The following is a 12,379-nucleotide window of genomic DNA, read 5'->3' on the forward strand; positions in this document are numbered from 1 at the left end:
TCTCACCCCGCACCTGCAATATCAACAACTTCCACTTCCCACACCTCCCACACCTCCCACCCCTCCCACCCCTCCCACCCCTCCCACCCCTCCCACCCCTCCCACACCTCCCACACCTCCCACACCTCCCACACCTCCCACACCTCCCACACCTCCCACACCTCCCACACTTCCCACACTTCCCAATAATAGATCCCAAATGGGTTCTATAATTCTTCCTCCTGCCTCCTCGCTCATTCCCCATTCCTGCTGTAGGGACGATTCGCGTAATTAGTAGCATTCCGCAGGAAATCGCCCCTACACTCCTGACTCCTAACCTTACCCATAAGACTTTTTCAGCACCCTAATTAGTGATCAAAAAACTTTCTCCTTCTTCTCCTCTTCTTCCTCTTTCTTGTTTCTTTCCTCCTGACTCCTGACTCCTCAGTCGTGTCGTTATTTATAACTGTTCAACCGGACATGATATTAGGAGTTAGGAGTCAGGAGGCACGGAATTAGGAGTTAGTATCATTGTGGTTTATTCATATGAAAACCGCTGTAATATCATGTTCGGTTGAATACTTATAAATAATTATCAAGGAGTCAGGAGGTAGGGACGTATCGCTGCGCGACATGTAACGCATTAATGTTCAAGCAACGTCCGTAGGTCCTCAGAATTTCTGGAGAAAGGAGTCAGGAGTCAGAATTTCTGGAGAAAGGAGTCAGGAGAAAAGTAGAAGTATAATATCTTTTCCCTACTCTCAGCAGCTCAAATTTTATTTATAACTGATTATCCGAACATGATATAATTCCAAGAATACTAAAGCAATACATAAGCAAATTTCTGAATTCTAAATTCTAAATTCTAAATTCTGAATTCTTACCTTTTTACAATACCGATCCTACCGGACATGATCTAATATTAGGTTAGGGCTTGCTAATTAAATCTAAAAAACCTACACAGTAAGGATTTAAGCCATTGTTATTAATTATAAAAAACTTCTCATTTAACTGTGAGTCCTATTCTTGTATAATTATGATTGGATAGGTAGCATATTTACTATATGTATGTATGCACCTACAGAAGACTTTACTTTTAACTTCCCTGGCCGGAAGTACAGCGTTGTCTATCCCCCCTAACCCCCCTTTCCAAGGGGGGAGGGCAACGTCGGGATGAAAGCAAAGGCCAGAGGTCAGATATTTCCACAAATAAAATGTTCCGCTCCCATTGACAAGCAGGAGGTATTTTATTACCATACCCATGGTTGGTCTAAAATCAACGAACACAGGGGGAGGATATCACCTCTGTCATGCGCAGCGGCCAGGGTTTCCCAGGCTGAGGAATCCCGCTTTTTCCCGCAAGGGCAACGTCGGAAGTATGTCAAGGAAATAGTAATGAGTAAATTGATGATAGTGATACGTACAGTCATAGTATTGATTGTTTCTGTACTTCTATTTTCCGCTAATGTTAACCCAGCACAAGCGGAAACTGGCGATCTAACTGGTGAATGGTTAGGAACTTGGACGAGTCTTAATGCACCGAAATATAACGGTACCCTTGAGATGACAGTGACTCAAGAAGGTCTAGCACTTTCTGGCACATCAATATTAGGTAACACAAAATGTTCTCCCGAACGCTTTTTTAAAGGCCAACTCTTCGGCAAATATGACAACTTTATTGCTTTGCAGTTATATGATGATACTCAAACTCCATTGACTAAACTTTGGGGAGCAATAAATAGAAGCAGGAATGCCATCAGTGCGGTGTATAACTTTGACACTAATACCTCCGAATGCTACGGGGATGTCGGAACAATGATTATATCTAAGGTTCAGGACTATTCCCAGATTCAGGGAGTCATAAAAAAGTAACCGAATGATTTGCTGAAACCGGAGTGAGTGTGCTCCGGTTTTTGATTAGGACTTACGCACGCCAAACCCGGTTTCTACGATAAATCCTTGTTTTGAGCAATAGATGTCTACGAGAAACCGGGTTTCTGGGTTCACATGGCCTGAGTCCTGTTGATCAGAAAATAATGCTTCCTCCAATTTATCAGTATCTAACATGATCGAATAATATCTGCACCCTTGTAAGCAATCATCATGGTTGCAGCTGCAGTGTTAGCGGTTATTGGTTTTGGGAACACAGAAGCGTCTATAACACGCAGTCCTGATGTACCACGAACTTTAAGTTCTGTATCAACCACAGAATTAGAATCAGACCCCATCCTGCAAGTTCCGCAGTAGTGGTATGTTGTATTAGCTGTGTCTCTTATGTAATCTTCTAAATTTGTCCCTGGTTGGGGAGAAATTTGTTCTTTTCTCCATTGACTCAAGCTTGGTTTATTGCCAATTTCAATACCTAATTGAAGCGCTGCTTTACATGACTCAATATCTTCTGTTTGATTCAAATAACCTGGGTTAATTAAAGGATGATCATCAGGAGAATTTGAGCGTAGACTAACAGTTCCCTTACTCTGCAAGTGCATGACATTTGGCCACAACCAAAAGGAATTTCTTGGACCAGGGAAACCTTTAAGTGTTCCGACTCCCACAGAACATTCGATATCAACGATTGAATCGTTACCTTTCGTAGAACCAAAAATGACAGCAGGAGCTAGACTATAGGGATATATTGGAACCGATTTGTGATCCGGAATAGAAAATCCAACGCTAACAAAAAGGTCGTCATACAAATTCTTTCCTACCTCTTTCACATTGAAAAGTGTTTCAATATCAATTTTTGCTAACTCATCTTCGTCACCAATACCTGAAAGCATCAAAATTTTTGGAGTTGCAATCGCACCAGCACTCAGGATAATCTCGTTTGCCACAGATACAGAATATTTCTTGTTACCCTGAATATATTCAACACCGACTGCTTGAGTACCATGGAATAGAATTTTGGTTACAAGTGCTCTGGTTAGTAAAGTTACATTTGGATATTTCTCAGGCCAAAAAGTGGTATAGGTGGTTTCACGGCAAAGTTGGTAATCTGTTGTAATATTGTTGTTGAATTGAAATGGAGCGTATCCATATTGACTCTCACTTGTATTGTAATTGGGGTTTTCAGGTAAGCCATACTCTTTAGCAGCAGCAAATAAATCATTGATAAAATTGTCTGTCTGACCCACTAAAACTTTCATGGTACTCTCTACACTTTCAAAGTATGCTTGTACATCACTCCATGACCAACCTTGTGCTAAATTACCCCAATCATTAAAGTCAGACTGACCACCTCTAACATAGACTGTAGCATTATGTAGTGCAGATCCACCTAGAACTTTTGCCTGAGATAGCTTGATGACACGATTATTCAAATTTGGCTGCGGTTGTGACTCATAACCCCAATCAATTTCTGGATATTCTTGTAAGACTTCAAACCAACAACTAGGAGTAAACATCTCGATGGGATTTGGTGGCGTACCCCCAGCTTCGATGAGAAGAATACTCACATTTGAGTCAGAATCAGCAAGCTTTGAGGCCACTATGCTTCCAGCAGAACCTGCTCCAATAATAATATAGTCATACATGGAATTAACTTCTATCATCTTGAATACTGCTGCTCTATAAAACTGATACAAAGCGTCACATAATGTGACAATTTAAGGTTTACTTCCTGCTTCCACTGAGGCCGTCGGCGGTTACTCATCCACAGGCATTCACGACCGAGCCGACCGCATCTCTCAAATTTATACTGGCGTTTAAATCTCTATCTATTGACAACCCACATTCTGGGCAATCATAAGTTCTCAGATGCAAGGGCATATCTTGGACATGACCACAGTTAGAGCAAGTCTTTGATGATGGGAAAAATCTATCAACAACTACTAGCTCAGAGCCGTACCACTGAGTTTTGTATTCAAGCTGTCGCCTAAATTCATAAAATCCTTGGTCAGCTATAGACTTAGCTAGTTTATGGTTGGCTAACATTCCGGACACATTAAGGTCTTCAATAACAACACTGCCGTGGTTCTTGGCTAAATGTGTTGTTAATTTATGAAGTGTGTCTTTGCGAATGTTAGCTATTCGTCTATGTAGCCTAGCTATTTTCAGTTGTGCTTTTTGCCAGTTAGCTGAACCAATAATTTTATTGCGATTAAGGTATTGCAATCTAGAAAGCTTATTTTCAAACTTCTTGTAAGATTTAGCACCAGAGAAAACAACTCCCGTACTTAACGTTGCCAAGGTTTTGACACCTAAATCAACACCTACAACTTCAGTAGTTTTTGGAGTTGAAGTTGGAGTAAATTCATAACTCAAACTTAAGTACCAATCACCTGCCTGTCTACTTTTTTTAGTTCTTGCTTCAATTGGTTCATAAGTTTGTACCCAACCAATAAAAGGTAATTTATGATTCCATCCATTTAGTTCTATTGGTTTTCCACAATTATCTATTGTGAATGAATTATGTTTACCTTTCTTCTTAAACCTTGGGTGTTTTCCTAATCCTTTAAAGAACCTCTTAAATGCTTCACCTAAGTTTCGGAAAGCGTATTGATAAACTCTAGACGACAAATTTTTCATCCAAGGATAAAGTGGTTTTGCGTGATTGGTAAAAACCTCTCTAAGTTTACGGGCATTTGGTTTGTAACCATCTGTATAAGCAGCATTCCATAAACTTAAACCCCAATTATAACACCAGCGTGAATAGCCAGCGTGTTGAGCCATCAAAGTTTTTTGTTTGTTATTCAGTTTCAGTTTGGTTCTGATGGATTTCATGTATGTGTGTTTTATATGCGCAGCAAACACATTCTGTCTAATAGTGTTCTTTGTAACGTATCATATCGTTATTTTTTGATTAAGTCAATACTCTCCGAGTAGTAATTTTTATAGGCTTTGTTGTATGAAAGCTTATGGCTACCGCACAAGCTAAAGCTTATGTACTTCATACTTCTACAACTATTGTCCAATAAATAAATCAAACATCAAAGATTAATAAAAAAAAGGCTGAAACTTATATCTGCAAAGGCTTTGAGCGATTTAACTATTGGCCAATAGAATAAATAATAGAAATAGGGTGATATAGCTGCCACTAGGTTCACTTTTCATGTCGGATCTGGCAACCGAAAAGCGGAACGGATTTTCTATGGCTATTACAACAAAGCCATTGGTATACTATAATCTTTGAATGCCAAAATTAGAAAATTATCACAAGTATGACATCTGAATCTTACATTTTTTTAGCTGGTGCAAGTCGAGGGGTAGGGCGAGAAATTGCTAAATGCCTAATAGCAGAAAATTATCAAGTTATAGCATTATTACGTTCCTCTGATACCCAACAAGAATTAGAAGCAATGGGTATTCAAGTTGTCATGGGTGATGCTTTAGACGTACCATCTGTGAAAACTGCAATGTTAGGCGATCGAAACATCACGACAGTCATCAGCACTATTGGCGGTTTGCCCAAAGATGGGGAACGTGCTGATTATTTGGGTAATAAAAATCTGATTGATATTGCTCTCAAAGCTCAGGTACAACAATTTATTCTCATTTCCTCTATCGGTAGTGGAGAAAGCGCAGTCGCTCTGCCTCCTCAAGCATTAGAAACACTCGGTCCCGTTTTGCTAGAAAAGGAAAAAGCAGAACAACATTTGATTAACAGCGGACTAACTTATACTGTTATTCGTCCGGGTGGTTTAAAGTCAGAACCAGCTACAGGTAATGGCGTTTTGACTCAAGATTATAAAATTGCCGGAACTATTCATCGAGCAGATGTAGCTCAGTTAGCTTGTAAATGTTTAACTTCCGAAACTGCTAAAAATCAAGTTTTATCAGCTATGGATCGCAACATGATTTATGGTGAGTTAGAATTGAAAGAATTTGTATTGTAGCGCGGCTAGGGAACAGGGAACAAGGAATAGGGAATAGAGGGGAGTAATTGATAGTTTATGGAAATAATTGATCAGGACTTACGCAAAGGCACTATATATAGATTATTGGTGCGTTACGCTAGCGCTTTTCATGTCCGCTCTTAGCGGAAACACACCCTACTAATAGCGTTCATGCGTAAGTCCTATGTTTATAACTTTACTTCAATCTCCCCCACCCTCCCCACACCTCCCACACCTCCCACACCTCCCACACCTCCCACACTTCCCACACCTCCCACACCTCCCACACTCCCTTACACCTGATAACTGATAACTGATAACTGATAACTGAAATTACTTCCTATAAATTAGAAGCACGAATTGCTGCACCAATTAATCCCACTTGAGGATTTAAAATAATATGAACCGGCACCTTCTCTAATAAGGGTGTCATCCGCCCTTTATTCTTAAAAGCTTCCATAAAACTACCTGATTTCAGAAGTGGCAAAATTTTACCAGCAATACCCCCTGCTATATACACACCCCCATAAGGTAAAAGTTTCAATGCCAAATTTCCTGCTTCAACCCCATAAGCTTCCACAAACATCTTTAAAGTTTGCTCGCAGAGGCGATCGCTCTTTTCTAAAGCAGCTTTACCAATAACCGCTCCTGGATCTACAGTAATTTCACTTGCACCTACTTCCTTTTCCCACTGTCTGACTACATCTCCTATTTCTGGAGATTCTATAGCAGATTCGCGATCGCGTAAAAATTGATAAATTGCCACAATTCCCATGCCCGAGACTACCCTTTCTACAGAGACTCGGTTTATATTATGCTTTGCCAACAAATATTTTGATAGTTCAAATTCTAACTCCGAGCGTGGCGCAAAATCACCATGGCCTCCCTCTGTAGGATAAACTTTAATTGTGCCTGCTGCCCGAATCAAAAAACATTGTCCTAATCCCGTACCGGCACCAATAACAGCTATTGGAGCATCACTTCTAGGTTCGCCTGCTTGTAAAGTATCCAGATCGTTATCATTTAAACCCAAAATTCCATACCCGACTGCTTCAAAATCGTTAATCAAACTAATTTGAGATATGCCCAACTCATTTTCCATCTTTTTGGCATCCAGCATCCAAGGCAAATTAGTCAATTTAACTGTGTTGTTAACAACCGGCCCCGCAATGGCAAAACAAGCTTTTTCTGGTTCTTGTTTTTCCCCTAATTTCTCACTAGCTTCCTCCAGGAATTTTTTGACAATAGGTACTAAATCTGGAAAATCGTGACTAGAGTAACGATTTTCATGGAGGTTGCGCAATTCTACAGAACCTTTTGATTCTTCTCGGTTAGCCTCTACTAATTGTAGTATAGTTTTCGTACCGCCAATGTCACCTGCTACTAATAATGTCATAAATTTATATCCTCCTGAGTAACTGTTTAGTTTTTATTATCATATCCTGTTCAGTTATCTGTAAAAGTATTTTGATAAAGGTAGGAGTCAGGAGTCAGGAGTCAGGAGAAATAGGAATTATAGAGGAGGTAGTTGGAAAAACTGTTCCTTGATTTTTCTGTCATAGTCAGCCCAAAATACTAGCTTTTTAAGCTTTTTCTACCGAAAAGCTGGCACTTTCTTCAACCAAGAAATGCTATAACAGGGAACAGTTGGAAAAACATTTCCTAGTCTAAGATTCATCATCAGTAGTTGTCCTAACCAATTCTTTCTTAGCTATAAAACCTTGATCTGTTAGATTCCCAACCCCAAATTTTGGGGTGGAGAATGAAAAAACCCAACTTCCCACACCTCCCACACTTCCCCCTCTCCCCACACTTCCCACACCTCCCCACACTTCCCACACCTCCCCCTCTCCCCACACCTCCCACACCTCCCCACACTTCCCACACCTCCCCCTCTCCCCACACTTCCCACACTTCCCACACCTCCCACACTCCCTATTCCCTATTCCTAATAATAACTCCCTGTTTTGCGGAAGTGAACAGCAGTCACTCCATCATTCAATACTTGACCATTCTCTACCACAGCATAAACTAACCAATGGTCCCCACATTCCATCCGGTTTGCCACTTTACATTCCAAATAAGCCAGAGCATCGGTTAAAATTGGACAACCATTATTAGCTTCCTTTGTCTCAACTTTAACAAAACGGTCTTCTCCGGGGGCAAAAGACTTGAGAAAATGCTTTTGTAAATCCTTCCTTTCCTCAGCTAATATGTTCAAAACAAATTTATCCCCCGTATGAGTCAAAGACTCCAACGCCCTATCTTTAGCAATAGCAACAGTAACCCCCGGAGGATTAAAAGTTGCCTGAGATACCCAAGAAGCTAACATAGCACTGGTCACATCCCCACGTTTAGCAGACATCACACATAGAGAACCCACAACCCGTCCCACAGCTTGAGCCGTGCGATCGCTTCCCGAACCACCCCTCGCAGCTCTAGGAGCGCGACGTTTTTGGGATTTAATCAAAGCTTGAGCAAAATCAATACCAGTTTCCTTACAAGTTTGGATCGTTACATCATCTGGCTTAAACTTAACTCTAATAGGTTCAAAACCAAACTTATAACCCGCATCCTTTAACCTACTTTCCAAAAAATCTATTGCTTCACCACTCCAACCAAAGGAACCAAAGACCCCTGCCAATTTGTCTTTAGAAGCTGTATTCAATACAATACCCAAAGCTGTTTGAATCTGAGTTGGTGCATGACCCCCGAGAGTAGGAGAACCAATAATAAACCCATGACATTTTTCTATTACATCCTTAATTTCATTAGATGTAGCAGCCTCACAGTTAATTGATTCTACAGCTACCCCTGCTTTAGTTATACCTCTAGCGATCGCCTGAGCAACAGTAGCTGTATTACCATAAGCTGACGCATAAAGCAAGGCTACATTCAAATCTCGTAAACTTTGTTCCTGACTCCACTTCCGATACAGACTGATTAATTCTTTCATTCCATAGCGTACCATCGGTCCGTGAGCAGGAGCATAGAATTTTGCCGTTAACTCAGAAATTTTTTCTAGACTAGAAAAGACTTGTTTTACCTGAGCAGCATGGAGACAATCATAATAAAAACGTCTATCCTCACTATAGACACTCCATCCTTCATCAGCAACTTGTTCTCCGCAGACATGAGCGCCGAAAAATTTATCAGTAAACAGAATTTGAGTTTGGGGATCATAAGTCATCAGACCATCTGGCCATTTAGGAGTTGGAGTAGTGATAAACTCCAATTCATGGCCACCACCTAAGTCAAGAGTATCCTCTGCTTTAACTACCTTAATTTTCAACTCTTCGTCTTTGAAATATTCTTTGAGGTTTAAAGCAGCAGGGTTTGAGCAGACAAAAGTAACTTGAGGTGCTACAGCTAACAATGCTTTTAGGGTTGCCCCACGATTAGCATTAAAGTGACCCAGAATCACATAATCAAGGCGATGCCAATCTAAGCGTAGTTGTAATGATTCTAAATAATTTGTCGTAAAAGATTCCCCAGGGGGATCGATAACTGCAGTTTTTTCTGCTTGGATGAGATAGGAGTTGGCAGTAGTGCCTTTTTGGAGGGAATATTCCACTTCAAATTTTAGTCTATCCCAAGTGCGAGACCGTAGCACTTTTGTATCTTGACCAATTATTACAACTTGAACATCTTTTTTTTTGGTGGTTTGTAGCATAGTTTAGTTAATGAGTTAAATTGATATAAAATAAGCAAACCGTATTTATGATTATATTATGATAGTTGCAATTACTTTTAAATAAGGCAGAAAGCAGGAGAAAGTAGCATAAAGATCCGTGGTTGGGTAAGTATTTATACTATGCAAATCATCTCAATTACTTTTTTCGTTGATCAAATTCCGAGTAAATAATTAAGCATAAATACTTGCTTGATTGATTACTCAATTACGGCAGCTATGATTTTCTTCTAAAATTCTGTCTCAACTAGGGGCGAACGGCCGTTCGCCCCTACGTCTCCTGACTCCTGATTCTAAAATTCTCAGGACTTACGCACCCATATCAAATCAGACACCATCTGTAGGGGCCACCATCTGTAGGGGCGCTTTCCTGCGGAATGCTGCGCAAACGCGAAGCGCCCCTACTAGATCGCGACTCGCCACTACTAGATAGCGGTGCGACTCCGCGACGACGTTTTGCTGACGCAAAGCTCCGCTAACGCTGCGCGACATGAAAAGCGTAGCTCCTCTGCAAGAGGCAAGTCGCAAGCGGTCAGACCCCGCGCCGCCGATAGGCGCAAGCGGTGCGACCCCGCGCCGCCGATAGGCGCAAGCGGTGCGACCCCGCGTCGCCGACAGGCGCAAGGGAACGCCGACCAAGAGAGGGAATGCGCACTCCTGTGAGGGAATGCTGACCAAGAGAGGGAACGCGCACCAAGAGATGGTGGTTCTGCGTAAGTCCTGTCAATAATGATTACCCACCTTTCTATGGTGTACCGCAGTCAAAGCATCTAGATCGCTAACTCGCCCATTATCAATTGTTGCATAAATAACCCAATGATCGCTTGCCTCCATCCGACTTGCTACTTCACACTCTAAATAAGCGAGAGCATCACTTAAAATCGGACTACCATTATTAGCGGTTTGAGTATTCACTCCGGCAAAACGGTCTGCACCGGGTGGGAAGCGCTTCAGAAAATGTCGCATCAAACCTTGATAGTTATCTTGCCGCAATATATTTAAGACAAAGCGATCGCCTACTTGCATTAGCGCCTCAATAGCTCGGTCTTTTGCTACTGCGATCGAAATTCCTAAAGGTTGGAAACTAGCTTGTACTACCCAAGAAGCTAACATTGCACTACTAACTTCACCTTTAATAGCAGTAATAATATATAAACCCCCACTCAGACGACCTAAAGCTTTATCTAGGTTACTATCGAGAGATTTCATTTGCTTGATAGTTTCCTTAAGAGTTAAAAGTTGCCCTGCGTCTGTCCCCGCTTCCTCACATAATTTGTAAGTTAATTCTGAGGGCGTTTCTTTGATTGTAATATTAGGGAATGCTTGCTTGAGACCTAATTCTTTAAACTGATTGGCAAGAGGATAAATTGAGCGGTCATCCCCACCATATGATTCAAACAAACCAAATGCTTGCTTTTTATTCGCTGCTGCTAAAATAGTGCTAATAGCTACATCGGCAGTGCTACCGATCGGACCTGTGCTGGGTGGCGCTCCAATGATAATTCCTTTTGCCATCTCCACCAGTTCCCTTGTCTCTTGAGGATCGGCAGATTTCAAGTCCATCATTTCTACTGCAACCCCTGTTTTGGTTATCCCATGGGCGATCGCTTGGGAAAGGCGATCGCTATAACCATAATCAGAGGTATAGAATACTGCTACTGTTGTCTCTGCTTTGTCTTTTGCTTTACTCCACTCTTCATAACGGTTTGTTAGTTCTACTAAATTATGACGTAGTAGAGGACCGTGACCTGTGGCAATGGTATTGATTTCTCCCAGTGCCTTCATACGTTTCATGGCGTTTAAGACAGAGCGAGCATTGGGGGCCATCAGACATTCATAATAGAACTGATAATCTGCTTCTATCTCACTGAGGTTTTCATCATAAGTTTTGTCCGAGCAATAGTGCATCCCAAAAGCATCACAGGTAAATAGGGTTTGGGTTTTGCGATCGTAGCTAAAAATTGTATCAGGCCAATGCAGATTTGGAGCAGAAACAAATTCTAAAACGTGACCATTACCTAAATCTAATTCGTTTCCATTTTTGACAATTTGCTTATTAAATGGTATATGAGTTAAATTTTCTAAAAATTGAATTGCTACTTTTGCCCCAACTACTGTAACTTGGGGAGCGAGTTCGATAATGTCTTTGGCTAAACCACTATGATCTGGTTCGGTATGACTAATAACTAGGTAATCTATCTCAGTAGGTTTGATCAGACCCCACAGGATATCTAGGTACAACTGGCGAAATTTTTCATGGGATGTATCCACCAGGGCATTTTTTTCTCCCCGAATGATAAAGGAGTTATATGTGGTACCATTCTGTAGGCCAAATTCTATATCAAAGCGGTCGCGGTCCCAATCAAGGCACCGAATGGCCATTGTATCAGGAGCAATTTTATTTGTCTCTATTGTGAGTCTATTTTTTTTTGGGTTTGTTATTTCTACTTGGTCTGTTATTGCTACCATCAGAGACCTCTCTAAAATGATTATTGTTATTTGCTTTTGAAAATTTTTACACAATCTAACTATAACAGAACTCACACAAAGTTCTATATCAGTTTTTGATGGAAAAATTTATCTAAGCATAATATTATATCATGTCTTTGTGACAATGCCGTTAATAATTCAGGACTAGGACTTACGCAAAGAAACCGGGTTTTTTCGTCAATATCTATTGTTAAAAACAACAATTTATCCTAAAAACCCGGTTTCTGGGTTCAGCTGCGTAAGTTATGAGGACTTATATCATCTCCGAATAATAAAAAAACCAGTAGTGTCGGAAAGCAGAGAAACCGGGTTGATATGAAATGCCCTACGGTTGCTGATATTTGTCTGGCATCAACCCGGTTTTTGATAACACTTCCATCTCCCC

The 12,379-nt window shown here is 40.9% G+C and carries 9 protein-coding genes; 2 read left to right on the plus strand and 7 right to left on the minus strand.

Features of this window, described 5'->3' with window-relative positions; genetic code table 11:
• Positions 1–2: 2 nt before the first annotated feature.
• Positions 3–179 carry a hypothetical protein gene (locus tag F6K40_RS22620; RefSeq protein ID WP_293139356.1) on the minus strand — a complete coding sequence of 59 codons (177 nt, stop codon included), beginning with the start codon at positions 177–179 and terminating at the stop codon, positions 3–5.
• A 1,207-nt stretch (positions 180–1,386) separates the two neighbouring features.
• Here F6K40_RS22620 and F6K40_RS22625 point away from each other — a divergent pair.
• Positions 1,387–1,851 carry a hypothetical protein gene (locus F6K40_RS22625; protein ID WP_293139357.1) on the plus strand — a complete coding sequence of 155 codons (465 nt, stop codon included), beginning with the start codon at positions 1,387–1,389 and terminating at the stop codon, positions 1,849–1,851.
• Between the two features lie 188 nt (positions 1,852–2,039).
• Here the strand turns inward: F6K40_RS22625 and F6K40_RS22630 are convergent, their stop codons facing one another.
• A complete protein-coding gene (locus tag F6K40_RS22630; RefSeq protein WP_293139358.1) occupies positions 2,040–3,530 on the minus strand; it encodes a GMC family oxidoreductase in 1,491 nt (496 codons plus the stop codon).
• A gap of 97 nt (positions 3,531–3,627) precedes the next feature.
• Entirely contained in the window at positions 3,628–4,701 is a 1,074-nt protein-coding gene (locus F6K40_RS22635) for an RNA-guided endonuclease InsQ/TnpB family protein (protein WP_293139359.1), read from the minus strand.
• Positions 4,702–5,138: 437 nt separating this feature from the next.
• On the opposite strand from F6K40_RS22635, the gene F6K40_RS22640 reads away from it, so the two are divergent.
• The gene (locus F6K40_RS22640) at positions 5,139–5,813 is read left to right on the plus strand and encodes an SDR family oxidoreductase (protein WP_293139360.1); all 675 of its coding nucleotides are present in this window, start codon (positions 5,139–5,141) and stop codon (positions 5,811–5,813) included.
• A 340-nt stretch (positions 5,814–6,153) separates the two neighbouring features.
• Here F6K40_RS22640 and F6K40_RS22645 read toward each other — a convergent pair whose 3' ends face one another.
• The 4 genes from F6K40_RS22645 to F6K40_RS22660 form a co-directional block, all read right to left on the minus strand.
• Positions 6,154–7,209, minus strand: coding sequence for a glucokinase (locus tag F6K40_RS22645; RefSeq protein WP_293139361.1), 1,056 nt, complete (start codon positions 7,207–7,209; stop codon positions 6,154–6,156).
• A gap of 271 nt (positions 7,210–7,480) precedes the next feature.
• On the minus strand, positions 7,481–7,681 hold the full coding sequence (locus tag F6K40_RS22650; protein WP_293139362.1) for a hypothetical protein: 201 nt from the start codon (positions 7,679–7,681) through the stop codon (positions 7,481–7,483).
• A gap of 80 nt (positions 7,682–7,761) precedes the next feature.
• A complete protein-coding gene (locus tag F6K40_RS22655) occupies positions 7,762–9,486 on the minus strand; it encodes a diflavin flavoprotein (RefSeq protein ID WP_293139363.1) in 1,725 nt (574 codons plus the stop codon).
• Positions 9,487–10,227: 741 nt separating this feature from the next.
• Positions 10,228–11,973 (minus strand): diflavin flavoprotein, encoded by a 1,746-nt coding sequence (locus tag F6K40_RS22660; RefSeq protein ID WP_293139364.1) that lies wholly within the window; start codon positions 11,971–11,973, stop codon positions 10,228–10,230.
• Between the last annotated feature and the right edge of the window lie 406 nt (positions 11,974–12,379).

The sequence above is a fragment of the Okeania sp. SIO3I5 genome (assembly GCF_010672085.1).
GTDB lineage: Bacteria > Cyanobacteriota > Cyanobacteriia > Cyanobacteriales > Microcoleaceae > Trichodesmium.

What these genes read in the sequence shown, in the direction of transcription:
- F6K40_RS22625 (WP_293139357.1), top strand. Translation starts at nt 1,387, where the DNA reads ATGATAGTGATACGTACAGTCATAGTATTGATTGTTTCTGTACTTCTA.
- F6K40_RS22630 (WP_293139358.1), bottom strand. Translation starts at nt 3,530, where the DNA reads ATGATAGAAGTTAATTCCATGTATGACTATATTATTATTGGAGCAGGT.
- F6K40_RS22635 (WP_293139359.1), bottom strand. Translation starts at nt 4,701, where the DNA reads ATGAAATCCATCAGAACCAAACTGAAACTGAATAACAAACAAAAAACT.
- F6K40_RS22640 (WP_293139360.1), top strand. Translation starts at nt 5,139, where the DNA reads ATGACATCTGAATCTTACATTTTTTTAGCTGGTGCAAGTCGAGGGGTA.
- F6K40_RS22645 (WP_293139361.1), bottom strand. Translation starts at nt 7,209, where the DNA reads ATGACATTATTAGTAGCAGGTGACATTGGCGGTACGAAAACTATACTA.
- F6K40_RS22655 (WP_293139363.1), bottom strand. Translation starts at nt 9,486, where the DNA reads ATGCTACAAACCACCAAAAAAAAAGATGTTCAAGTTGTAATAATTGGT.
- F6K40_RS22660 (WP_293139364.1), bottom strand. Translation starts at nt 11,973, where the DNA reads ATGGTAGCAATAACAGACCAAGTAGAAATAACAAACCCAAAAAAAAAT.